21 protein-coding genes and 1 pseudogene are annotated in these 25,152 nt (G+C 40.8%); 9 read left to right on the top strand and 13 right to left on the bottom strand.

What is annotated here, in order from left to right; translation table 11 throughout:
• The 7 genes from F3741_11030 to F3741_11000 all read left to right on the top strand — a co-directional run.
• On the top strand, nt 1-741 hold a 741-nt coding region (locus F3741_11030; GenBank protein MZG31312.1), incomplete at its 5' end, for a glucose-6-phosphate isomerase.
• A 90-nt stretch (nt 742-831) separates the two neighbouring features.
• Nucleotides 832-2,070: a transaldolase gene (locus tag F3741_11025; protein MZG31311.1), complete on the top strand. Its 1,239-nt coding sequence runs from the start codon at nt 832-834 to the stop codon at nt 2,068-2,070.
• Between the two features lie 4 nt (nt 2,071-2,074).
• On the top strand, nt 2,075-3,013 hold the full coding sequence (glk, locus tag F3741_11020) for a glucokinase (protein MZG31310.1): 939 nt from the start codon (nt 2,075-2,077) through the stop codon (nt 3,011-3,013).
• A 60-nt stretch (nt 3,014-3,073) separates the two neighbouring features.
• The gene (locus F3741_11015) at nt 3,074-4,279 is read left to right on the top strand and encodes an argininosuccinate synthase (GenBank protein ID MZG31309.1); all 1,206 of its coding nucleotides are present in this window, start codon (nt 3,074-3,076) and stop codon (nt 4,277-4,279) included.
• Nucleotides 4,280-4,369: 90 nt separating this feature from the next.
• Nucleotides 4,370-5,113 carry a sigma-54-dependent Fis family transcriptional regulator gene (locus F3741_11010; protein ID MZG31308.1) on the top strand — a complete coding sequence of 248 codons (744 nt, stop codon included), beginning with the start codon at nt 4,370-4,372 and terminating at the stop codon, nt 5,111-5,113.
• Between the two features lie 42 nt (nt 5,114-5,155).
• Nucleotides 5,156-5,413: a hypothetical protein gene (locus F3741_11005; protein MZG31307.1), complete on the top strand. Its 258-nt coding sequence runs from the start codon at nt 5,156-5,158 to the stop codon at nt 5,411-5,413.
• 21 nt (nt 5,414-5,434) lie between these two features.
• A complete protein-coding gene (locus F3741_11000) occupies nt 5,435-7,432 on the top strand; it encodes an ABC transporter substrate-binding protein (GenBank protein MZG31306.1) in 1,998 nt (665 codons plus the stop codon).
• A 12-nt stretch (nt 7,433-7,444) separates the two neighbouring features.
• On the opposite strand, the gene F3741_10995 is transcribed toward F3741_11000, so the two are convergent.
• The 3 genes from F3741_10995 to F3741_10985 all read right to left on the bottom strand — a co-directional run bounded on the left by F3741_10995 (nt 7,445) and on the right by F3741_10985 (nt 10,825).
• Entirely contained in the window at nt 7,445-9,832 is a 2,388-nt protein-coding gene (locus tag F3741_10995; GenBank protein ID MZG31305.1) for a PBP1A family penicillin-binding protein, read from the bottom strand.
• Nucleotides 9,833-9,901: 69 nt separating this feature from the next.
• On the bottom strand, nt 9,902-10,324 hold the full coding sequence (locus tag F3741_10990) for a DUF5069 domain-containing protein (GenBank protein MZG31304.1): 423 nt from the start codon (nt 10,322-10,324) through the stop codon (nt 9,902-9,904).
• 6 nt (nt 10,325-10,330) lie between these two features.
• Nucleotides 10,331-10,825, bottom strand: coding sequence for a hypothetical protein (locus tag F3741_10985; protein ID MZG31303.1), 495 nt, complete (start codon nt 10,823-10,825; stop codon nt 10,331-10,333).
• 194 nt (nt 10,826-11,019) lie between these two features.
• Between F3741_10985 and F3741_10980 the strand changes: the two genes are divergently transcribed.
• Complete coding sequence (locus F3741_10980) at nt 11,020-11,385, top strand: hypothetical protein (GenBank protein MZG31302.1); 366 nt, start codon at nt 11,020-11,022, stop codon at nt 11,383-11,385.
• A gap of 211 nt (nt 11,386-11,596) precedes the next feature.
• Entirely contained in the window at nt 11,597-12,031 is a 435-nt protein-coding gene (tatA, locus tag F3741_10975; GenBank protein MZG31301.1) for a twin-arginine translocase TatA/TatE family subunit, read from the top strand.
• A gap of 64 nt (nt 12,032-12,095) precedes the next feature.
• Here the strand turns inward: tatA and F3741_10970 are convergent, their stop codons facing one another.
• The 10 genes and pseudogenes from F3741_10970 to F3741_10925 form a co-directional block, all read right to left on the bottom strand.
• Entirely contained in the window at nt 12,096-13,091 is a 996-nt protein-coding gene (locus F3741_10970; GenBank protein ID MZG31300.1) for a flippase-like domain-containing protein, read from the bottom strand.
• Nucleotides 13,092-13,152: 61 nt separating this feature from the next.
• Complete coding sequence (gene nuoD, locus F3741_10965; protein MZG31299.1) at nt 13,153-14,343, bottom strand: NADH dehydrogenase (quinone) subunit D; 1,191 nt, start codon at nt 14,341-14,343, stop codon at nt 13,153-13,155.
• Between the two features lie 42 nt (nt 14,344-14,385).
• Nucleotides 14,386-17,013, bottom strand: coding sequence for a molybdopterin-dependent oxidoreductase (locus F3741_10960; GenBank protein ID MZG31298.1), 2,628 nt, complete (start codon nt 17,011-17,013; stop codon nt 14,386-14,388).
• Nucleotides 17,010-17,549 carry an NAD(P)H-dependent oxidoreductase subunit E gene (locus tag F3741_10955; protein ID MZG31297.1) on the bottom strand — a complete coding sequence of 180 codons (540 nt, stop codon included), beginning with the start codon at nt 17,547-17,549 and terminating at the stop codon, nt 17,010-17,012. The genes F3741_10960 and F3741_10955 overlap by 4 nt, the downstream gene beginning before the upstream one ends.
• A gap of 325 nt (nt 17,550-17,874) precedes the next feature.
• Nucleotides 17,875-20,160 carry a tetratricopeptide repeat protein gene (locus tag F3741_10950; GenBank protein MZG31296.1) on the bottom strand — a complete coding sequence of 762 codons (2,286 nt, stop codon included), beginning with the start codon at nt 20,158-20,160 and terminating at the stop codon, nt 17,875-17,877.
• Nucleotides 20,157-21,392 (bottom strand): ammonium transporter, encoded by a 1,236-nt coding sequence (locus tag F3741_10945; protein ID MZG31295.1) that lies wholly within the window; start codon nt 21,390-21,392, stop codon nt 20,157-20,159. Before F3741_10945 ends, F3741_10950 begins: the two co-directional genes overlap by 4 nt.
• Before the next feature lie 275 nt (nt 21,393-21,667).
• Complete coding sequence (locus F3741_10940; protein MZG31294.1) at nt 21,668-22,276, bottom strand: hypothetical protein; 609 nt, start codon at nt 22,274-22,276, stop codon at nt 21,668-21,670.
• A gap of 156 nt (nt 22,277-22,432) precedes the next feature.
• A complete protein-coding gene (locus F3741_10935; protein ID MZG31293.1) occupies nt 22,433-22,915 on the bottom strand; it encodes a hypothetical protein in 483 nt (160 codons plus the stop codon).
• Nucleotides 22,916-22,960: 45 nt separating this feature from the next.
• On the bottom strand, nt 22,961-23,707 hold the full coding sequence (locus tag F3741_10930; protein MZG31292.1) for a hypothetical protein: 747 nt from the start codon (nt 23,705-23,707) through the stop codon (nt 22,961-22,963).
• A gap of 163 nt (nt 23,708-23,870) precedes the next feature.
• A pseudogene (locus tag F3741_10925) lies at nt 23,871-25,085 on the bottom strand (IS256 family transposase).
• Nucleotides 25,086-25,152 lie beyond the last annotated feature (67 nt).

Below are 25,152 nucleotides of genomic sequence, written 5' to 3'. Positions count from 1 at the left end.
GTGGGTTATAAGACTTTTGTGATCCCAGACGATGTTGGAGGTCGATATTCGGTATTGACTCCTGTGGGGCTTTTCCCAATGGCAGTGGCTGGAATAAATATTGAGGAATTGGTGGAAGGAGCCTGTTTGGCCGAATCATTGTATTCAAATCCTGATTTGGATGTTAATGATTCATACCATTACGCCGTTATAAGGCATCTACTTTATCAAAAAGGAAAAACCACTGAAATATTGGCTACATTTCAGCCTGCGTTTCATTATTTGGCAGACTGGTGGAAGCAGTTGGCGGGTGAAAGTGAGGGAAAAGATTTGAAAGGAATATTTCCCGCTTGTGTTGAATTCACTTCAGACCTTCACTCAATGGGGCAGTGGATTCAGGAGGGAATGCGAAATATTTTTGAGACTTTTCTGGTACTTGAAAACTCACGGCGGCAGTTGAAAATACCTGCTTTAAAAAATGATATAGACAGTTTAAACTACCTCGCCGGTAAAACGCTGGATACAGTAAACGATAAGGCTTGGCAGGGCACGGCGAGTGCGCATAAAGATGGCGGTGTCCCAAACATGACGTTGAAAATCAAAGACCGAACTCCATTTTCTCTCGGCCAGATATTTTATTTTTTTGAGAGGGCGGTTGCAATGACCGGCTATTTGAATGGGGTGAACCCATTTGATCAACCTGGTGTTGAGTTTTATAAAAAGAATATGTTCAAACTATTGGGAAAACCCGGTTTTAAGTGAGAATAGAGGATAGTCTCATTGATGGGACTAAAACCACGCTCTTGCTTTCTTGAGTGGGGCATAATGTGGTTATTTAGAAAGGATAACTATATGGATACTTTGAGTCAAAAGCTGGAAGAGGTTTTGCATGGGTTGGCTTTTGAGAAAATTGAAGGCGAGTCACCCGGGAGTGAGTCGGACCCTTTATTAGCAAGGTTGAACACACTTGGTAGTGAGTTGTGGATTGATACGGGTGAATTGGAAAAAGCTCAGGAAATCTGGAAGAGTGAACTTACAGCTTTGACCACAAATAATACACTGGCAAACCAGGTAGTACAAAGTGGAATTATGGATAAGGTTATTGAAGACACTATCCATAAAATTAAACAGGAAGGCTTGGAGTTGTCTGACGAAGAAATGATCCTCGAAGTGGGTTTTGTTATTAATTGTAAGATTGCTCTGCGCCTGGTTCAGGCTTTCAAGGTTAAGGTCAGTGTCGAATTGCACCCGGCTGTGTCCCGCAGTATTGAGCGCACTCTCTATTTTGGTCGAAGGTACTTCAATGTTTGCCCAGAGTATTTTACTGTTAAAGTACCATTAACTCCTGAAGGGTATTTAGCAGTTCGCGCTTTAAGAAAGGAAAATATTCCCATCAATTTCACATTGGGATTTTCAGTACGACAAAACTATTTGGCCGCACGTTTGGCCAACCCCGACTTTGTAAATGTATTTCTTGGTAGGTTGAACCAGGTGGTTATAGACCATAAGGCGGGGTCGGGTGAATTGGTGGGCGAAAAAGTGACTTTAGCGACACAACGTGCTTTGATGTCTGCACGCGATCAGCATAAAGATGTAAGTTCGCGCTTGATTGCAGCCAGCATCAGAAATGGTGAGCAGGTAGCTTTTCTGGCTGGGTTGGATGTCTTGACCATCCCCCCTAAGGCTATGAAGGAATTTCAGGAGTCTGGCAAGTCTAATGAGCAAATTGTATCTCATATTGATGATGAAATTGAACCGGGCATTGATTCACAAAGTGATTTTGCGAAACGTTTTTCTGGACTTTGGGAATTGCCTGATGAGTTTGAGAACTTTGTGAATACATTGGTTTCCCATCCTCAGTTAGACTCCATGCAGGGCGATGAACTTGCCCGAATGGCAGAAAAGGTAAACCTTTTTCATGACTTTAGCGATGAAGATTTAAAGAAAATGCGAGACCATGGAAAAATTCCTGATCTTTCCGATTGGCCAGAGTCGGTTGCGCTTGATGACTTGATGACACAGTCGGCGCTACAGTCTTTTACCAAAGACCAGAACGCGTTGGACGAGCGCATCCGGTCTTTTTTAAAGTGAAACAATGATTCTGGCTGGTGATATTGGAGGTACAAAGGTAAAGCTGGCCCTTTTTGATGGCAAGGTACCGGTTAAAGAAAGTCGTTATGAAAGTAGAAACTTTTCTGGTATTGAAGAGGTGCTGGATGTATTTTTAGCAGATAATGCTACGGAAATTAGTAGGGCTTGCTTTGGTGTGGCGGGTCAGGTAGTTGATGGGAAATGCAAGCTGACCAATCTTTCATGGCAGGTTGAATCCGAGAGCATTAAACAATGCTTGAAGGTAGAATCGGTTTTGCTGATCAACGACCTGGTCGCTACGGCATACGGGATTACTTTATTGAGTGCGGAATCCTTTGAGGTGATCCAGAAAGGAAACCCGGTTAATAAGGCAATGATGGCGGTGGTTTCGGCTGGCACGGGTTTGGGGCAGGCTTTCGTGGTTCCCGGTGAAAATGGGAAGCATACTGTTTTGGGTTCTGAAGGAGGACATTGTGATTTTTCTCCCAGAAACGAGCTGGAAACAGAGCTTCTGTTTTTTCTGCAAAAAAAATATTCGCGGGTTAGTATCGAGCGCGTATTGTCTGGTCCAGGTTTATTGGATATATATAGTTTTTTCAAGACAAAACATGATGAAAGTGGATCTATTGACTATCCAGCTACTATTGTCGAAAAAGCTATCGCAAAAAACTCACCTGTTTGTGAGAAAACAGTTGAGCTTTATATATCTCTATATGGAGCGCTGTCAGGAAATTTAGCGTTGCAATATTTATCAGAGGGTGGGGTTTATCTTGGCGGAGGTATAGCTCCGAAGATCATTCCCTTGTTGCATGAAGGTGGTTTTATGGAGGCATTTCTTTCGAAAGGAAGGTTCAAAAGCTATCTTTCAAATATCCCTGTGAAAGTGGTGGTGGATGAATCGACTCCGCTGCTGGGGGCTGCCCAATATGCCCTTGTTACTTAAATTGACTCTTGTCTGAATTTTGAAGCATTATTAGGTTCTCTAACTTGAAAGAAAAAGGTTATGTCATCAAAAATTAAGAAAATTGTATTGGCCTACTCGGGAGGTCTCGATACATCCGTCATTATCAAATGGCTTAAGGAAAAATATGAATGTGAGATTATAGCTTTTGCCGCAGATGTGGGGCAGGGGCAGGAGTTGGAACCTGTCAGAGAGAAGGCTATAGCAACAGGAGCCAGCAAGGTATATATTGAAGATTTAAGGGAAGAGTTTGTCAAAGACTTTGTTTTCCCCATGCTTCGAGCCAATGCATTTTACGAGCACAACTACCTTTTGGGAACCTCAATTGCCAGGCCATTGATTTCCAAAGAGCAGATACGTATAGCTAACAAAGAGAAGGCCGATGGAGTATCACATGGCGCGACTGGCAAGGGCAACGATCAAGTCCGCTTTGAGCTGGCTTACCATACCCTTAATCCTGAGATAAAAATTATTGCGCCTTGGCGTGAATGGGATCTTAACTCAAGGACTGCTTTAATTGATTATGCTGTGCAACATGGAATTCCAGTTCCAGTTACAAAAGACAAACCCTATAGTACAGATCGCAATTTGTTTCATATCAGTTATGAGGGAGGTGTGTTGGAAGATCCCTGGTACGAACCTCACGATGATATGTTTTTATTGTCAGTGAGTCCTGAAAGTGCTCCGGATAAGCCGACTAATATTGAGATTGCGTATGAACAGGGAAACCCAGTTGCAATAAATGGGGAGAGGATGAGTCCCGCAACTTTGTTGGATCGGCTCAATCAGTATGGTGGTGAAAACGGGATAGGACGTATTGATATTGTAGAGAATCGTTTTGTAGGTATGAAGTCGCGCGGAGTTTACGAAACTCCTGGTGGAACTATTTTGCACGAGGCACATCGGGCGGTTGAATCCATAACTTTAGACCGAGAGATTGCTTTTCTACGGGATTCCCTGATTCCCACTTATGCCAGGGTGATATACAACGGTTTTTGGTTTTCTCCTGAAAGGGAGCTACTCCAACAAACCATAGATCACGCTCAGGCTAATGTTACGGGTGAGGTGAGGTTGAAATTATATAAAGGTAATTGTATTGTCACAGGCAGGAAGGCCGAAAAATCGCTCTATAACCAGAATATAGCTAGCTTTGAAGAGAGTCATGGTTATAGCCAGGACGATGCCGATGGATTCATAAAACTTAATGCTCTTCGTTTAAAGCTCTATGCGGAAACTTTTAATCGTTGATAAGGCTATTCCCAGGATCATTTGAATTTCGCATAGGTTTTCATGAACCTTTATTGACTTGCCGGTAAGAATGGCGAAAGAATTTTAATTATGAATTCCATTCTTGTTGCGGACGATGAAAAAAGCTTGAGGGACTTCCTCGTTATCATGCTTAAAGAGGAAGGCTATCAAGTTGTCACTGCCTCAAGTGTTGAAAAAGCCATCAAACAAATTCATGAAAATGAATTTGATCTGATTCTGACCGATATTCGTATGGGTCGCTCCAGTGGAATAGATGTATTGGATGCGGCCAAAGATACACTCCCCGATACTCCTGTTGTGATGATGACAGCTTACGCCTCTGCAGAAACTGCTGTGATCGCTATGAAGAAAGGTGCCTATGATTATATCTCCAAACCTTTCAAGATAGAAGATATCCAATTAATTATCAAAAATGCTTTAGACAAAAGGAGGCTGACTGCTGAAAACAGGCTATTAAAGAATACATTGAATGATCATTTTCAGGTTTCGAATGTCATTGGTAAATTCGAATCGATCAAGAAAATATTTGATCTGGTGGACAAAGTTTCACAGAGCAAGGCAACGGTATTGATCACCGGAGAAAGTGGTACGGGTAAAGAACTCATAGCGAAAGCCATTCACTTTAATGGAAATAGAAAAAATTATCCTTTTCACTTACCTCCTCTTAGAGAAAGAAAGGAGGATATTACTGAACTCGTAAATCACTTTATTAATAAATATAATGCCAGGCATAATAAAACTTATATTCAGGGTATAGACCCTGATGCATTGAAAGTTTTTGAACGCCATTCATGGCCCGGGAATGTGAGATAACTGGAAAACGTAATCGAGAGGGCCGTTGTTCTTGAAACTGAGGTGAATATTCGTAAAGTCAGCCTTCCTGATGAGCTTCTTGGACAAATACCTCTTGATAAAGTCAGCGTTCCTGAGTTAGACCAGAGCAATATTGACCTTGAACAAACTCTGGATCAGATAGAACAGAGAATGATAGCTAATGCTTTATTGCGTTCTGATGGAATCATAAATAAGGCGGCTGAAGCGTTGAATCTTAGTTTTCGTTCGATGAGATACCGTATTGAGAAACATAAGTTAAAAAGTAAGTCTAAAGATTAAGTATTGAATAAAATTGTATTAATGAAAAAGAAAATTTTTAATTTTATTTTGCTTTGCTATCTTGGTTTTTACGGGCTGGCCTATGCGGAGCCTGAATCCCTCCGGGGAACAGATATGTCAGAGCAGCTTGAGTCTATTGGGGATCCCTTCTTACAGGCTGAACACTTGTTTCACGCTGGGGACTTTCTTGAGGCCAAGCCTTATTATCATGAATACTTGTCCCAAAACCCATCAGGAAAAAGAAGTCATCAGGCTTTTTATCGCCTTGGTTCAGTTGACCAGGCGAATAAATCCTACTCCACTGCAATTCGTTTTTACCAGATACTTTTGCAAAATTATCCGCGTTCAATATGGGCGAATTCAGCACGGTTTAACATGGCTGTTTGTTATTACGAATTGGAGGACTACGATAATGCTGAATCCATGTTCAAAATGGTTTTGCGATCTACAACAGACAACAAGCGTAAGTGGAATATATTGATTCATTTGGCCCGGATAGATGTCGGGAGAATGAGCTTTGAAAAAGCATTTATCAAGTTAAGAAAAGTGTATACGCAGAATGAAAATGAAGATATTCGTAATAATGTCGAAGCGATCGCTAAAGACTTGATCAGTGATAAACTTGGCGAAGACAAGGTTTCTAATTTGATTCAAAAGCTAGGTACAGGATTTCCTGTGGACCTCCTGCTGTTAAGAAAGGTTTCTATTGCTCGTGCCGCAGGAGATATATCAAATTACGTGGCAACCTTGAAAAATTTTATTGAATTATTTCCAGGCCATCCTCTTAGAGGTGAGATGGAAACTCGGATAAATAATGTCGAGGCAGATGCAGGAACCAAAATTAAAATTGGTGTTGTTCTGCCGCTAACTGGAAAACTTGCCTTAACAGGTCAAAGGGTGTTGCAGGGAATTCAGCTGGCTGTAAACCAACTTCCTTTTCAGGCCCGGGAAAAACTTGCGCTAGAGGTGAGAGATTCTGGCAGCCAGGTATCAATTAGTAAAATTATATCTGAGGTATCAGATATTCCAAGTGTTGTAGGCATTATTGGTCCGCTGTTAAGCGATGAGGTTAAAGTTGCTGGTGAGATGGCACGAAAGAAGCAAATTCCTGTTTTTTCCCCTACGGCATCAACAAATGGGCTTGTTGATGAAAATCCATTTTTATTTCGAAATGCTTTGACCCGAAGGATCCAGGCAAAGTTTTTGGCGCAATATTCTGTTAATACCCTTCACCTGAAAAGGTTTGCAGTTCTGCATCCTTATGAACCATTTGGGTTGGAATTAAAAGAAACTTTTATAAATGAAGTGGAGTCATTAGGTGGGGAGATAGTTGCTATTGCCGGCTATGACCGTTCCCAAAATGATTTTAAAAAACAGATTCTGGAATTGGGGGGAGTTGAAGATGATGATCTCGATAAGATTGCCCGGGAAATGGTTTTAGAAGATCGTATTATGCCAGACTTCAGCGACTCTTCAACTTTATCCAGGCCTCTTATAGATATGGGGCATTGGTCTGGGGATGATGTGGAAAAACTAAAGGTATCGTTGGAGTTGAGCTATGACGCAATCTTTATTCCAGGTGTCTATGATAAAGTAGGCCTTATCATTCCACAGCTGGCTTTTTATAACATAAATAAAGCTGTTTTACTTGGTGCCAAGGGCTGGAACTCTCCAGAGCTCGTCAGAATGGGAGGCAAGTATTTAAAGACGGTTTATTTTGTTGATGGTTATTATCCAGATTCTCATCAGATAGAAGTCCGAAAGTTTGTAGAGAACTTTATAACCAACTTTGGTGAGGAGCCTACAAACTTATCGGCTCAGGCTTTTGATGCGGCAAATATCGTAATTAAAAATATATTGGCGGGAGCAGATAACCGGATAAAATTTTTGGAAAGTTTAAGAAATGTTAAAAGCTTTCCAGGGGTTACCGGTAAAACGACTTTGCTGCCATCTGGTGACTCAGAAAAAAATATATTTGCATTAACCGTGAAAAGAAAAAAAATCGTCCAGCAAAACTAGATCGTTCAAAGATCAAAATGTATCCTCAAAAACATCTTCGATAAAGGGTTCTTCATTCTCAGGAAGGTGGTCTTGTGAAAAAATTTCAAATGTCGAACCAGGTTCGTTGAAGGTTGCTGGTTCGCCAGTTTCCGGCTGGACTCTTAAATATTGAATATCCCGAGGAACCGGAAAATTAGTTACAGGTTTGTTAATAAGAGCATCTTGCATATATTGCAGCCAAATTGGTATTGCTGCCCGGGATCCGGTTTCATTTTTACCTAAAGGCTCATCTTTATCTTTGCCCACCCATACACCAGTTACCAGCTCCGGGGTGTAACCCATGAACCAGGCATCAACATAATTATTTGTTGTGCCTGTTTTACCTGCGACGGGCCGGTTTAATGCTTTCACTTTCTTACCTGTTCCGTGTTCTACAACACTTTGTAATAAGCTTGTTATGGTATAAGCAACGGCTGGAGAAATTGGTTGTGAAATTTCGGGATTGGAAGTGTATAAAATTTCTCCCTTCCGGTTTTGAATATTCCTGATAGCGCTGGGTTTGATCAAGTTTCCATTGTTTGCGAACGCTGAGTATGCAGATGTGAGTTCAAACAATGTTAACCCCGAGGACCCCAGTGAAATTGATAGGTTTTGCTCCATATTACTTGATATACCCAGTTTTTTTGCCAGCTTGATGGTTCCTTTAATCCCGATATTCTGCATAAGTTTAACCGTCACAACATTTCGAGAATGTGTGAGGGCCGTTCTGAGTGATGTTGGACCGTAGAATTTTTCCTCAAAGTTTACAGGCTTCCATCTGTCAAACGCGTCTTCTTTTTCTTTAAAAATTATTGGCGAGTCGATGATGATGCTGGAAGGGGAATAGCCCTCATTAATGGCAGCGGCATAAATTATGGGTTTGAAAGCAGACCCGGGTTGTCTAATTGCTTGTACTGCTCTGTTAAACTGGCTTTTTGAAAAGTCATAACCACCTACCATTGCCTTAATCTGACCGGTTTTAGGATCCAGGCTTACCAGGCTCCCTTCAACTTCAGGCTCCTGTTCCAGGGCAAGTGCCCACCCGCTATCAGCAAACCTTATAGGTTTCACCCAGATTAAATCACCAGGAGAAAGAGCTTCCCCGGGTCTATGTATTTTACTCCACCTTCCATCCAACCGGGTATTGGGGGGTCTTGCCCAGTTCATATCGAGAATGTCAATAGTGCCCTGATCGGGCCCTAAGAGAACTTCTGCCTGCTTTTCATCCACAGACATAACCACACCTTTTATTATTTTCCCTTCCGTAATGCTTTCTCCCTTGTCAAAGTTGTTTAATTTAACAAGGGTCTCCTGCAAAGCCAGTTCTCCCCGGGATAGATAGAGAGTCTTGATTGGGCCCCGATAGCCATAGCGCTTGTCTGCAACTCTCAAGTTTTCGATGACAGATTTCTGTGCGGATTCCTGAAGATCGATGTCCAGGGTTGTATAAACTTTTAAGCCACCACGATATAGCTTACTAGCTCCATACTCCTCCTGGAGAAACTGACGAATATGTTCCACAAAATAAGGGGCTCTATTGAGCATATCTGTAACTTCACCGAGGTGAAACTCCTCATTCATGGCCTGCTCAGATTCTTCTTTTGAAATAAATGAAAGGTAGGCCATTCTACGAATTGTATGGTTTCTTCTTTTTCTTGCCCGTTCCGGATCCTTATAGGGAGAGTAGTGATTAGGGGCCTTTGGAAGGCTTGCAATCATGGCGCATTCCGCAATAGAAATCTCGGCAACTCCTTTCCCAAAATAAGTACGCGAGGCTGCTTCAACTCCATAACTGCCATGTCCATAATAAATCTGGTTGAGATACATTTCGAGTATTTCATCTTTTGTGAAAACCAGCTCCAGTCTGACAGCCAGGATAGCTTCTTTGATTTTTCTGGTTAATGTTCGCTCACGTGACAGAAACAGTGTTTTGGATAATTGCTGGGTGATAGTGCTGCCACCTTCAACCACACGCCCGGCTTTCAGGTTGGTTATAAAAGCTCTGAATATAGCCTTTGGGTCAATTCCAAAGTGATAATAAAAGTTTGAATCTTCTACGGCCAGAGCGGCTTGTTTCAAGGCCAGGGGAATATCTTCAAGAGGAATCATGATGCGTTTTTCTATATAGAATTCGGCAATTTTCTCATCGCCGCTCGAATAAATCTGAGTGATGGTGCTTGGATGATAATTCTTTAATTCACGAACATCAGGAAGATCTTTAGAGTAGTGAAAATATATGAAGCCCGCTCCTATGAAGCCTGCTATCAAACCAAAAAGAGTGAGAGAATAAAACGTTACCAGGAAAATCTTTACAAACTTGGAGCGTTCCTTTTTCTTTTTTGATCTAGCGGGTTTCTGGTTTTTGAGTGATTTTTTCATGTTCTACGTAAAGCGGGGATGGTTTTCTGGAAAGAAATGGTTATTGAATGGGTTAAAAGTTGAAAGAATTTATTTAGGTGGAAAGCGACCTTCTTCAAGATCTAACAGTTCGACCCAAGTGCTAATGTCTGTCCTGGAAGGGTCAATCCTGTTGCGAACTTCATTAAAATATTTTAGTCGATCCTCTGAATCCGGTCTTCGTTCAAGAATCTGGTCATTGATAAAATCTATTTCTTGGGCCTTTTTATTTTTAACCATATCCTCGGACCATGCACAAATTTCATCATCTCCACATTCCACTGCTTTTGTTGCAAATGCATCGGAATCAATTCGTAGGAAGTTCAAGATAATTTTATCAAGCGGGCAGGGGTAAATATAATCGGCAATATTGTTCTCCTTGAAGGCCCTGGCTTTGTCTATCATTCTTGCCAATTGGACCAAGCCTGCCATTTTTTCTTTTGGACTGCGGGGATAGGCTCTGGATAAGTCCATTCGTAGTTAATCAAGCCTGAGACGGCTCACCCTTTTAAAATTTTTAGAGGATTTAATGGCTTTAGCGCCTGTTTCACCTATTCGGTTGCGGAAAAGATCTAAGGTAGTCAGGTTAACAAGATTGTCTGACTCCGCTAAATATTTTGCCCCTTCTTCTCCTATGCGATTAAACTTCAATATCAGTTGTTCCAACTGTTCCAGGTTTGATGCGTTTGCCAAATGTTGAGCACCTGCTTCAGTAAGATTATTAGATTTTAAATTTAATGATTTTAATTTTTTTATGTATGGAGATTGGCACAGTGCTGACAACCCTGAATCGCTGATGCAGTTTTCTCCCAACTCCAAGTGGGTCACTTCAGAAAGGTTTTCCATACTGGCCAGGCGGGTAATTTCTCCATCGCCGAGTTTTTTATTTTCCAACTCGAGTCTTACATCTGCCACACCCCTGACAGTTTTATCTGCAACTAACTTTTCTATATCAACACTTTTTTCGTCAGACATGAAAAAACGGGCAAAAAATCATCAAATACAATACTTTAATAAAGGCATTTTATCATAAACTTATTGTCAGGCCGGGTCAAATATTAGAATAGAGCTTTATTAGATACAATATGAACTATAATTATGCATAATAAGATTAAGCTTGGTACAATATTTAAATGTAATTGAAAACTTATTATTTTGGGAGTTATGATATGCGAACCATAATTTCAGTTTTATTTGCCTTATTTATGATTTCTTCTCCTCTGATAGCTATTGCTGGTGAGGGACCGATGAAATTGCCTGAAAAAGCAAATGCAGATGCTAAAATGCATAATAATGAAGGTATAAAACATTGGGGGATGGGACATTTTGATGAAGCCCTAAAACATTTTAAAGAGGCATCGAAAATTGATGGATCATCTGGGGAAATCCACTTTAATGAAGCAATTTCTTATGACAAATTAGGGCAGCACGGAGTTGCGACCAAACATTTTGCTGTTGCCAAAAAAAAAGCAAGTGGCAAAAATAAAGAAAAGCTTTTAAAGTCGAAAATTCTGAATGGGCATTTAGGACACTAGAACAGTTTTCAATAATTTGATCGGGAACCTGAAACTCTTCGGGTTCCCGTTTAATTTTTGGGGTAACTTTTCAATTGCCAGTCGAATTGGCCCCGGTTTTGGTTCTTTTTCAGCTTAATTTGTGAAAAGTAATTGACTAAATACCTGTCAATTCAGCATTTGTTTTGATAGACTGGGTTTCAATCAGATCAGTCAAAAGGAGAAAAAGCTTATGATGGGAATAGGTTTTCCTGAGTTAATGGTAATTCTGGTCATTATTATGATCATTTTTGGGGCTGGAAAGTTGCCAGAAATTGGCTCTGCCTTTGGGCGGAGTATCAAAAACTTTAAAAGTTCCATGAAAGAAGCCGAAGAACTCGATGAGGAAACTTCTAGTGGGGGTGATGGTGAATCCACAGAACCAACTTCGAATGCAGAAGCAGCAGGTGTTGAGAATAAAGATGGTGCCAAGACAGCTAACAAGGCTGCTAAAAAAGAAGAGGATCTGATTGACGAAGCGGCTAGAGAAATTGAGAAAAATAGAATTGGAACTATTCGCACTAAACATGATGGACTGGTCCAGCAAGGAGATGTTTTTACAACATCTTTAGGAAGAACTCCTGGTGGAAGAGGGCGCGATCGTGGAGTCTCCAGAGATACATTCTAGCTCCGGAGAGCCTGATACAAAACTCTTTATTGAGCCGAGAAGAACGGTTGTTCGCCAAATAGAACTATTTCTGATCGGTTTCACGCCTGTTGGAGAAATGTATTTTCCCATCTAATGACAGCCCCAGACCTACCCAAATCAAATCTTTAATTCTTGTTACAAGCGACACGGTTAATCCCAGGTTGGCAGTGTAGCCCATTGACGTGAATATTATAATCAACCCTCCTTCAAGAGCACCGATGCTCAGTGGAATCATGAAACTACCTATTTTCACCAGTTGGGCAAGTGATTCGATGATCCATAATTCGTAAACGCTGACCTGAAAACCTAGAAAATAAAGGATTGCAAACATTTGCCCCAGTCCCAGCACCCAGCCGAGAAAAGCCAGCACAATTGCCTTGATCACTCGCCCAGGATACAGGCGATAAAAACCTGAGAAAAGCTCGTTTAGATGTTCTATTTTTTTTAGATTGTGTTTCAGGTCGGGCATATTTATTTTTTGGCCAATCCAATGGCAGATTTTTCCAAGTGTTCCTGTGACCTGAAAAACAAAAAACAAAAATATACTGGTAGAAAGTATTCCCATTCCAGCAAGGCTTATATTTTTGAACTCATCTGAAACTTTAGAAGAGTTCAAGATCATGATGATCCCCGGGATGAAGAACAGTATCAGACCTGTAAGAAAAGTAGTTTTGGAAACTATTTGAGAAGAGATTGCCTGCCTTAAACGGAGTCCATGATGTTCTTTTAGAAGCTGGGCTTTTAAAGGTTCTCCACCTAATGTTCCAAATGGAGTGATCACATTATAGGCTTCGCCAATCTGCCGGATCCGCCACAACTCCCAATTTGAAAAGAGACCGGTTTCTTCAGGACGAAAATTGCATTTCCAGGATAGTGTGTCCAGCCAGGTTACCCCGGCGTACAAAATCAGGACGACTAAAAAACCACCTCCAAGTTGTTTGAGCAGGCCCGGGATGGCTTCCAGATCAACGGATTTGATAGCCCAGCCTAAAAGCAGGCACCCGAATAGTAGAAAAGCCAGCTTTAATAATTTAGTCATAAATGGAGTGTAGGTGAAACAGGAAGATGTGGGGAAGAAATGATAGATGCTAAGGCTGTTTTTACCTGTCGCACTCTCCGCCTATCATGTTAATCATGTCAAAGGTGGGGATGATATCTGCAAGCATTCCACCTGTGCACATTTCACCCATTGCGGAGGTCATGGTGAAACAGGGGGGGCGCACACGACACTTGTAGGGTTTTCCTGAACCATCGCTAACAAGATAAAAGCCCAACTCACCATTTGCGGCTTCAGTTGGAAAATAGACCTCCCCAACCGGTGGCTTGAGCCCATCAATAACCATTTTAAAATGGGCAATCATTTCTTCCATTCGTGAATAGACATCAGGCTTCGCCGGGTTCCTTAAATATGGGTTTGCAACATTAATTGGACCATCTGGCATGTCTCTCATTGCCTGTTTTATGATTTTGAAGCTTTGCTTGATTTCTTCCATTCGGACCAGATAACGATCAAAATTATCGCCGGTTTTACCTAGTGGAATATCAAAGTCAATTTTGTCATAGCAAAGATAGGGATGATTTTTGCGGACATCATAATCGACACCACTGGCTCGCAGGCAGGGTCCGGTAAAGCCCCATGAGATAGCGCTTTCTACCGGTATAGCACCCGTGTTCTGCATACGATCCAGGAATATCCTGTTCTTGGTGAGCAAATAGTCCACGTCATCAAACAATGAGTCGAGTTTGGGATAAGTGGCTTTTAGATCCTCATCAAAACCTGGTGGCAAGTCGCACATCAAGCCACCTATGCGGATGTAGTTTGATGTCAGGCGTGCGCCACAAACCTTTTCCAGTAAATCCCACACAATTTCACGGGCTTCAACAAAATAAATAAATGCTGTTAATGCTCCCAGTTCAAGCGCAGCAGCAGCAATATTCGTGTAATGGTCTGAAATTCTTGCAAGCTCATTAGTGACCACACGGATGTATTTGCACCGCTCAGTTATTTCAATATCGCAGAGCTTTTCTACAGCAAGAGCAAAGCCAATATTGTTCATTATGGCAGAGCAATAGTTCAACCTGTCTGTATACGGGAAAACATTCGAGTAGGTTACGCTCTCGCACATTTTTTCAAACCCACGGTGCAGATAACCAATTTCGGTTTCCAGGTTGACCACGGTTTCTCCATCAAGCGTCAGGAGAAACTTAACGGTCCCGTGTGTAGCCGGGTGCGAAGGGCCCATATTCAGGACCATATGATCGGTGTGTAAATTTTCTTTTAAGTCTGCCATAGTGATTTATTAACCTGGGAGTCAGGTAAAATTGAATTAGTCTTAGCCCGATTTAGAAATCTTTACGTTGATTAAACCTTCTTCCCCATTTCGCAATGAGCTGACAGGAACATTTGTCCAGTTTTTGGGAATATATACCATTCCCTTACTGGTCACTCTACTTGTTTTGACTTTTACTTCTACTTTTCCTGCTGTAGATTCAACAACAATTTGATCACCTGTTCCAATTCCCAAACTTTTTGCATCATCAGGATGTATTTCTGCAATACACTCAGGCCCAATATCAACCAATGCTTTAGCGTGTTGCGTATAACTGCCTATATGGAACATGTGGTTGTTTGTTTGCAATGTGAAAGGATAGCCACCTCCATTATTATTTTGCTCAACACCATTATTATTGTTATGGAATTTTGGCGCTGTATTTGTGGAGTCTGGTACCCATTGGACAGACTTGTCTCCCGGAAAAACACCTTTGTAAGCTGGGCTGACATTTGATATTTCCTGCTGTACACTTGAAATATCTTTGTTTTTAAAGGGTTTGCCCAGTGCGTCTGCCAATTCAATCAATATATCAAAGTCTGGTTTGGAGGAACCCTGAGGAATCACAGCTGAAGTTAAACGTTGGACATGTCGCGACATATTTGTATAGGTGCCTTCTTTCTCCGCAAAAGTCGATGTGGGAAGAATAAGGTCTGCCATCTCTGCAGTTTCGGTCATGAATACATCCGTGACAACCAAAAATGGGACGGTACGTAAAGCCTCTTTAACCAACTGTGGTTTAAAGTAGGACTGGACAGGGTCTTCCCCGGCGATAAAAAGGAATTTTAAAGACCCATTTATACAGTTTTGGAATAAGTCACCAGCAAGATTTGTTTCTCCAAGAGACAAGGGTCCCCATTCTCCGGCAAATCTTTCAAGAGCAGACGCGTCATTGATAGATTGATATCCTGGTAAAAACTCCGGAGTGCAGCCCATATCGTTAACGCCTTGTGAGTTGCAATGCTCTCTTGGGGGATAGACGCTCACACTACCAGTGCTTCCATGTTGAACCAGAGTACAAAGATTGAGAAGGGCATTAAGAATTTCTTCACCCTGACCCGTGTCAAGAATATCATTCCCAACAATTACAAAACGGTCTGCGTCCCTTGCAAACCTTTCCGCAGCACGGGTAAGAACGTCATCCGGTAAACCTGTAATTTGTTCTACAGATTGAGCTGTGTATTCAGATAAAGATTGTACCCATTCGTTATAGTTGGGAATTGCAGACTGTGCTTTACCTGTATCAACCAGGTTATTATCAATCATGATGCGAGACAATCTGGAAGCAACGGCCAAATCGGTGCCATGCTTGTAAGTCATCCGGACATCAATTTGAGCCTTACTATCAAATACGACTTTTCGAGGATTGGCTATTAAGATATCTGTATTTTTGAAGATCGTGCCAAAACGGATTGAATTTCCCCCTACCGGATACTCAGAGGGCAGGTCGGAATTGAAAATCAGAACCACATCCGCTTCCTGGAGCTTAGTGATGGGCTGTGATGTAATACCATTCTCAAAACAGTTCAACATGAACTGATTCAGATACGGTGCCCTTAAGTTGGCCAGGTTAGTGACTTGAGTAGAACCAATCAGACTTCGGAATAACTTCTGAAAAAGAAAATTCTCTTCATTGGTGAGCTTCTCAGAGGCGATTCCTGCAAGACTGTCTGCTCCGCTTCGGTTTACCGTTGTCTGCATACGATCGGCTATGGTATTCAGAGCCTCTTCCCAGGTTACTTCCTGAAAACTTCCCCCCATGTTCATCAGAGGGGAATCAATTCGTTGATCATTGTGGATGATGCCATGGCCCAAACGACCTTTGGCGCATAGGTTGCCTTCGTTGATTCCAACATCGTAACTTTCATCTGCTTCAATACGGACAACCTGGCCTTTTTTACTTTCCAATGTAATGGTGCAACCCCAGGAACAATAATTACAGGTAGTATGTGTATTGGTGAACATGGCTGCCAGCCCTCTTGCCTGAGATGTCATATCCATCAAAGCACCCGTGGGACAGACTGTGATACATTGACCGCAAAACTCACAGTCGAGGGGTTCATCATTGGCAGTTCCAATTCCTACGCTCATGCCACGTTTGTGAAAATCCAGGGCCTGTACACCTTGGATTTCATCGCAAGCACGAACACACAATCCGCACATAATGCAGCGGTTGAGGTAGAATTCTATTATAGGATTTGACTTAATGCTGGGCTCGTTGCGCCTCTGGATCTCAAATCGGCCATCGAATAGTTGCAGCATATCCGTGTTGTCCTGAAGAGGGCAAACTCCCGACTTATCACAAATTGGGCAGTCCAGGGGATGTTCGACCAATAACATCTCCAGGCAGGCTTTATTGTAGCGATTGGTTTCTTCGGTTGCGGTTTTGATCTCCATTCCATCGCAAACTGGCTGGGTGCATGAATAGACCAGTTCTTTTTTGCCATCGACCACTGTTTCAACCATGCAGGTTCGACAACCCGCAAATGGTTTAAGTTTCCTGTTGTAGCAAAGGTTAGAAACCGGCACATCATTCTGTTTGCAGGCCTCAAGAACAACTGTGCCCTCAGGGACAGAAACCTTTTTTCCATTAATATCTATGTTGCAATCTTTTTGGGGAACGGTGCTCATGAAGCTGGTGCCTCCTCGGTTTCCGGGTCATCTTCTAACTTGTACTCGCCCAGAAGATCCAGTGTCTTTTCAGGGTCTATAGTTCCATGCGTGTCTTCGCCAATGATAGCCATCGGAGCGGCCCCACAGTTACCAAGACAGGAAGCAGTCTGTAATGTGAACAATTTGGATTTATCTGTTTCACCCGGGCCAATGTGATAACAATCATGAATTTTATCACTGATAATTGCAGCCCCTTTTACAAAACAAGCCGTGCCGTAACAGAGCTTAATAATGTATTTACCTGGTTCATTGATAAGAAGTTGTGGGTAAAATGATATAACTCCGTATATCTCCGCACGACTGATATTCAGAAATTCCATGACTAATTCCATAGCGGGGCCAGGCAAATACCTGTATGTTTCCTGAATTTTTTGCAATGTCGGGATAAGGTGACTGCGCGAATCGTCAGGAAGGTTATTTAGTATTTCTTCAGTCGGAGAAAGATCAACCTCTTCTTGTTCAATCTCTTCGGTAGCGGTCTCGTTGGTTTCCATGGGATAAACCTTTACGAAATTAATAAAATCAGTAAGTCTTTGCTTACCGATTTATTTAAAAATAGCCGGATTCAGGAGAAAAAATAAGAGTCTTATATTTTCATGGTTTATGGATAGTTTCCCGAATCCCTCTTGGAGGCCGAAGTATATAAGTTTAAAGGATTTACTGTCAACTTATTTATTGAAAAAGCTTGGATTGGGTAACCCCTTTAGAATCAGGAGTCACTATCTTATTGGAAACAGTTGTTGAGCTGGTATTAGATACTATTGGAGGTAAAGCTAAATCCCCGGTTTGTGAGTTGCTTATGTTAAATCAGGAAAATTTTTAGGGGACGAGAATGATATCAAGTTCTTTGGGAAAGACATCTTTTTGAGCTGAAGCTGTTGCATTTTCCATGGCTTTTTGGTTCAAGGCCAGTCTTTCATAGGCACCTGAATGATTTGGATCTAATTGAAGTACTCGATGATACTTGTCTTGTGCTTCTTGAAAACGATGGAGATTATCATAAACAAGCCCCAGACTGTAGTGAGCGTTCGTGCTTTCTGGAGTTAAATCTATAATCTGTTGGAAGGGTGGTATGGCTTCCATAAAGCGTTTTTCATCAATCAATACCCACCCCATATTGAATAGTGCTTTTTCATGTTTAGGGTTTAAAGCCAGAATTTTTTTATATTGATCTATAGCTTCAGTGTTGCGCCCGAGGATCTCGTAAACCATTCCCAGGTTGAAATAACCAGCCTCAAATTTCTGATTAGAATGAATTGCTCCACGAAACATTTTGATGGCCATTTCATAGTTTTGCTGGTTAGTGTATATAGCTCCCAGCTTATTATAGGAATCTGTAAAGTTTGGTTCTATTCGGGTGGCTTGATTATGGGAGTAAATGGACTCAGGATACATTTCAAGCTCCTGGTAGGTTTGACCAAGATGATTAAAGGTCAGTGAGGAATCAGGTTTGATCTTTACGGCCTTCTGTAAAGGAGCTATGGCATCTTGAGGTCTATTTAGTCTGATCAAAGTTAGCCCCAAGTAGAACTGTGCTTCAAATGATTCGGGTTGTTGTATAACGGCTTTTTCTAAATGGGGTAAAGCGCTCTCAAACTGATTCAACTCTACCAAGCTCTTGCCATATAACAGCCTCACTTCACTATAGTTCGGTGCGATTTTTAGGAGTTTATTAAGATGTTTTGTGGCTTCTTGATAATTTCCCAGTATTGAATTGAATTTTCCCAGTTGCAGTAACGTATCAAGGTGGTTGGGGTTCACCTTGAGTGCTCTTTCCAGGGAATCAAGCCCTTTTGCAAAGAGCCCAAGGTCGCCATAGGTGACCCCCAGTTTGTAATAGGTTTCTTCACGGTCAGGGTTGATTTCCAGAGCGGATTTAAATTCCTCCAGGGCTTTTTCAGGAAGATCCATTTTTGCGTAATTCCAGCCAAGGTGAACATGCGCTTCAACATGATTTGGGTCCAGACTTGTAACGCTAAGAAAGTTTGTGACCGCGTCTTCATAACGCTCATAGGATTGATGAATTTCCCCCATATTAAAAAATGCATCCAGATTTTCAGGGTCTATGGAAACAACTTTCTTGTATTGGTCTAACGCTTTATTTGATTCTGCCAGTTCTTGATATAACCATCCCATATTAAAGTGTGCTTCGGGGAAATCTTCATTCAATCGCAAGGCTTCCTGGAAACTTTTAATGGCATCAAGTTTTCTATCAAGTCTTGAATAGGCTACCCCAAGTTTAAAGTGAGCGACCGGGTTCCTGAAATCGATTCGAGCAAACTCTTGGTAAGCCGGTAATGCTTTATCGTGTATGCCCAGGTTCTGGTAAGCGGCTCCCAACCTTTCATATGAATCTGCAAACCCCGGGTTAATAGTAATAGCATTTTTTAATGGCCCAATGGCCTCTTCATTCCTGTTTGAATTGATATAGGCGCGACCTATACCGACATAAGCCTCGAAATAATTCGGGCTCAGTTTCAGGGTGTCCTTAAAAGCCTGTACGGCATCATCATATTTGTTTTGTCTGGTAAAGCTAGCACCCATTTGAAAATAGGCATCTGGATAAATTGGAGATATTTCCAGCGCTCTTTTGAAATGTTTTACGGCATCGTTGTACTCACCCAAGGCTGAATAGACTTGCCCCAGAGTGAAATGTGCGACAACCATTCGGGGTTTGGCTTTTAGTGCTGTTTTGAGAGGAATGACCGCTTTTTCATATTCTTCTAATTGCGCATAGCTCCAGCCCAGGCCGAATTGTGCATCTGAATAATTGGGTCCCAAACGAGTGGCTTCTTTGAAGGCATCAACGGCCTCTTCGTATTTAGATATTGCACCATAGCTGGTACCTAAACCGCTGTGAGCTGCGGCAAACAGGGGTTCCAGCTCAATTGTCTTCAAGTATTCTGCAATTGCTTTGTCATAGAGACCCATTTGGTGATAGGCCTGCCCCAGGCCAAAGTGAGGAGCATAGTCTTTAGGATCTGCTTCTGCGGCTTTTTTAAATTTTTTAATGGCATCTTCTTTTGCAATAACTGGGATTGCTATTGCAAAGAGGGGCAAGAGTAAGAAGAAAACAAAAACCTTTTTTAATGCATAATTAATCATAAAAACCTACTGGTAGATTCTTCCGGATATGATTCAATATTATGGATGGCAAGATCAGAGCCTTTTTGCTCATCTTCTTTTCCCAGTCGGACTCCAACTGTTTTGTCCAAAATTTTATAGACAACAAAACCAAAAAACAAAGCGATGGCAATGGCAACAAGCGTTCCAATCAGTTGTGCCAGAAAACTTACCTGACCTAAACCCCCCAATGCCTCCTGTCCAAAGATGCCGCACGCTATTCCACCCCATGAACCTGCTATGCCGTGTAAAGGCCAAACACCTAATACATCATCAAGCTTTAACTTTTCCTGTTCCCAGATGAATCCCTTTACAAAAATAACTCCTGCCATTGCACCAATTATAAGCGCACCAAATGGATGAACCTGATCTGAACCCGCACATATAGCAACAAGACCTGCTAGGGATCCATTATGAATAAATCCTGGGTCATTATTGGAAATCAGAAGAGCTGCAATAATCCCGCCGGCCATAGCGAATAGCGAGTTTATGGCTACTAAGCCTGATATTCCTTGCAATGTTGCGGCTGACATTACATTAAACCCAAACCAGCCTAGGCAAAGCATCCAACTACCTAACGCCATGAAAGGAACATTGCTAATAGGAATAGGGCGACTACGGCCCTGAGAATCCCATCTTCCAAAACGAGGTCCAAGTATTATTACAGCAGTTAAGGCAATCCAACCACCCATGGAATGAACAACTACTGAACCGGCAAAATCATGAAAAGGTATACCTCCTGTTAGCCCTGTTAACCATGAGCCTTCCTGCCCGAGAAAAGATATTTGCCCCCAAACCATTCCTTCAAATAAAGGATAGGCAATGCCGACAAAAATACATGCGGCTAATACTTGCGTACCTAACTTAGATCGCTCTGCAATTCCTCCAGAGATAATTGCAGGAATAGTGGAGGCGAATGCTAACAAAAAGAAAAAGTGAACGAGTTCATTGCCTTGGTTTTCTGTAAGCAATTTGCTGGCCGGTTTAAACATAAAAAGTCCATATGCGACTCCATAGCCAATGGCGTAATAAATAAGTATTGAAATCGCAAAATAGACTAAAATCTTTACTAATGCATTTACTTGGCTTTTTTTTCGAACAGTGCCTACTTCAAGTAAAGCAAAACCAGTTTGCATAGTAAAAACAATTACCGCACTAATCATCACAAAAATAACATCACTACTATCAGCAACCGAGCTCAAGATATTTTCCATTATTCTTTACCTTTTTAAGGATTTGTGAATTTGGTCACCTAATAAATTATCCTTTTATAAGGGGTGAAATATCATAAAAGCAACTATAGGTTTATCGACCTATTATCCCCAAAGCAAAAGGAAAAATTTTGATTATGAGTGCACTCCTTTAAACTATACAGTCGGTACTACAAAATAAAAAGATTTAAGGCATATAATTAAAGTCTTTTAAATAAAAACACTGTGAAACTGGAATATTTAATATATAACTATTAATAAAACAAATAGTTATAGGATTACGTGCGAGATAATTGCGAATTTCCTGTGAGGCAGGTAATCAAGGAAGAATCGCTGAATATTGTTCCCATTGTTTCTGATATCGTATCATTTAAAAGGCTTTCATTTGGGAAGCTTGCAGGGCTGATTCCATTTCGACTTTTCCTTGAGGTGAAGCTTTTGCTGAATCTTTTTCTTTGATTCATGCAGGTTGCTCTTAAAACGACTTTGACCCGTATATTGATTTTGGGATGCGCTATCTGGTAACGGCTTTTTATGCCCAAAATTTCAATTTTTAATGACCTTTTAATTGCAGGATTAAATTTTTTAGGCAAGAAGCCTAGTTTTGTTAATCCCTGGCGAATTCGGGTTGTAAAAATGTCTTTCAAGTCTCCTTGTGAAGTGACTGTAAACTTTCTTACTTTAAAACCGCCTTGCCATTTCGAAATGATATTGCTAGAGCGTACGTCAATTACTTTTATACCTACAGGAATATTACTTCCAATTATGGAGTTGTGAACCGGTATTGAAGGATTAATAATAACATGGTGAGAGTTTGTACAGCCTATCGAAAAAATTAAAAAACCTAAAAAAATATATTTTAAGTATAACGAATAAAAATTTTTCATTATAGTAAGGAAAATTAAGAAAATGTTGCTTATTAAATCATCATTTTTAGAAAAAAGTGAAAAAGTATAATATTCTCATATCTAATTCCCTATTTACCTTATTTAGTCAACCTGTCTAATATGTCTCACCTTGAATGATTAAATATGTTAGGTGATTTACTCAATATTTTCATTGTTGACTTTTTCTTCAAGACGTGAAAAAAAAATAGATCGAGGATGTACTCTTAAAGAATATTTCATTTGTTGGCTTTCCTTTGAAAGCCTATTAAGTAAAGGAAAGCTCCATTCAGAAATAGTTCCGGGTGAATGTGGTTGACCTTTAATAATATTACCACCTCTATGTGGGTTGTTAGCGAGTGTAAAACTATTTCCTTTGTCTTCTGGATTTTGTTTGTGGATATAAATCCACCCATAAATTTGTTTGATTGTGCGAGTTGTATTATTTTTAATTCTGAAGATAATCGTATTTGTTTTTTCTGATAAGTTATATTTGTTTGAGATACTGATTAATCCCGCATTAGCAAATTTCTCATTTTCATCTTCCTGCGCAATAGCCAGCTCTACATAAAGCGCCAAAACCAACCAAAATATTAATATAAAAAGAAATATATATATTTTTATAATTGCATTGTTAGTCATATTATTTAAGTAGTAGATTTTGTAATGCTTAAAGTTGATTCGATTTTACTTTCCATAACTTTGAAGATGTTTATTAAGTTCACCTGATTCAACCATATCTTTTAATTCTAAAACTACTGTCGGAGTAAACTCTGATTTTTTATATAACTTTCCAATTCTTTTCTGTGGAATAGTTTTAAGTTTTTGTTTTTGCCAGGTTTTAATTGTTTTTATCATGAGCTTTGCTCCAAGTTTCAAAGGTTTAAAAAGTAATATTTGTTCATTATCTTTTCTGCTTAATTTTATTGCCTCTTTATAAGCAATGTCTCCTGTGTCGGCTCTATTGTCTATTCGGTGAATAGTTGCAGACATATGTTTAAGTTGTCTTTCGTAAATAGGCCAAAAGTTACAAGATGACCCACGGTAAAACTCGGGATCTCCAATATGTAAATTAAATAATATATTAGAAAAAATCTTTAGAAAATTATTTTTAAATAAACTTGTTCCAAATACAGCAATAAACCCAGGTTTAGAATCTTCTATTTTAGAGATGATTTCAGGAGAGTTGAAATCACCTGTTTCTATATAATTAACTTTTGGTGAGTTTTTTGGTATTAGTTGCTTTGACCCTAGAATTTGTTTGCTCTCGTATTGTCTTCTGTTATCAAAAAACCAATTCCAGGCAATAGATTCTTCTATTGATTTAGGTTTTGGTTTAGAGTAATTATTCTTTTCAAGATAGACTTCAGAGATAGAAAAATGTGCGTTCAAATGCTGTATGAAAAACTGATGACGTTGGTCAGTTCCTGTCAATATTATGATGTTTTTGCTTGTTTTCACTATGTTTAATACAAGGTAAAAAGTTAATTAATGATATAAATAAAGCGTTAAGTTAGTTGATTTTGAGTTAAAGTCAAATGTGGTGTATGGGAACATGATTATGCGGCGTTCCTTTGAAGTTTGATAGTTTCCTCATTACTCCATCAATAAATTTGACGCCATTGACAACATCGGCTAATCGCCGGAATCCCCTCAGTTTTCGCCAGCCTTTTTCTGCACTCACTCCAAGTTTATAAACCATGGTCAGTATGGTTGTTCTACTGACGCAGGCACGGGTCTTTTTGGTTCTCAACCGAATCGTAGAAAAGGTTGATTCTATCGGGTTGCTGGTTCTAATATGTGGCCAATGGTCAGCAGGAAAGTCATAAAAGGCTAAGAGTTCCTCGCGATCTTTTTCAAGGCACTGGGCTGCTTTCGGATATTTGAGTTCATATGTTTTAATGAATAGATCAAACGCCTTCTCTGCATTCTCTCTGGTTTCTGCCATCCAGATGTCCATGATATATTGTTTTGCTTTTCCCTGACTGTGTTTTGGGAGCTTGTTGAGGATGTTTGCCGTCTTATGTACCCAACAACGTTGACTACGGATTTGAGCAAAGACTTTCCTTTTTGCTTTCCAGAAACCCAATACCACATCACCCACAGCTAGCCTGGGTGATCTGAACCCACGATTCTTGAGGTTGAGTAGAACCTTGGCCCAGCTCTGCTCTGATTCTCGATAGCCATCTTCAATGGCGAGAAACTCTTTCTTCCCTCGACTTGTCACACCAATGATGACCAGAATGCATTGTTTCGCATCATCACTCCTGATGTTGAAATAAATGCCATCTGCCCAGATATAAACATAGCTCTCTTTCGAAAGGTCTCTTGTACGCCAGCCATCATACTCATTAACCCAGCATTGTTTGAGGCGGCTGATTGCCCCCGCAGACAAACCTTTTGGATTCTTCCCTAATAACGCCGCCAGAGCTTCTGAAAAATCACCCGTTGAGATTCTTTTGAGATAAAGCCAGGGCAATACTGTTTCTACACTCTTTTTCCGCTTGATATACGGAGGTAACAGCTCTGATCGAAAGTGAATCCCTTGTCTGCCTCGGTCTCGGGTCTTAGGAACCTTGATATCAACAGGGCCTATGCCCGTCATAATCTCCCTTTGGGGCAAGTAACCGTTGTGCACTACCAACGGTCTTCCTTCAGAATCTGTCTTATCCTGATACTGAGAAAGAAACTCGGTCAGTTCAGCCTGAACAGCCTTCTTAATCAACTCTCTTGCCCCTGATCTCAACAAACCAGTCAAGACATCGCCTTTCCCCTCTGTATTCTCAAGAGAAATAACATTATCCTTACTCATGGTGGTGCCTCCTTTGTTTTGCATTGTTTTTCTCGAAGAAAACAATCTTACAACAAAGGGTGCGCTA

It is taken from the genome of Nitrospinota bacterium (genome assembly GCA_009873635.1).
Classification (GTDB): Bacteria; Nitrospinota; Nitrospinia; order Nitrospinales; family VA-1; genus LS-NOB.
This window is presented reverse-complemented; position numbering and strand designations above follow the sequence as displayed.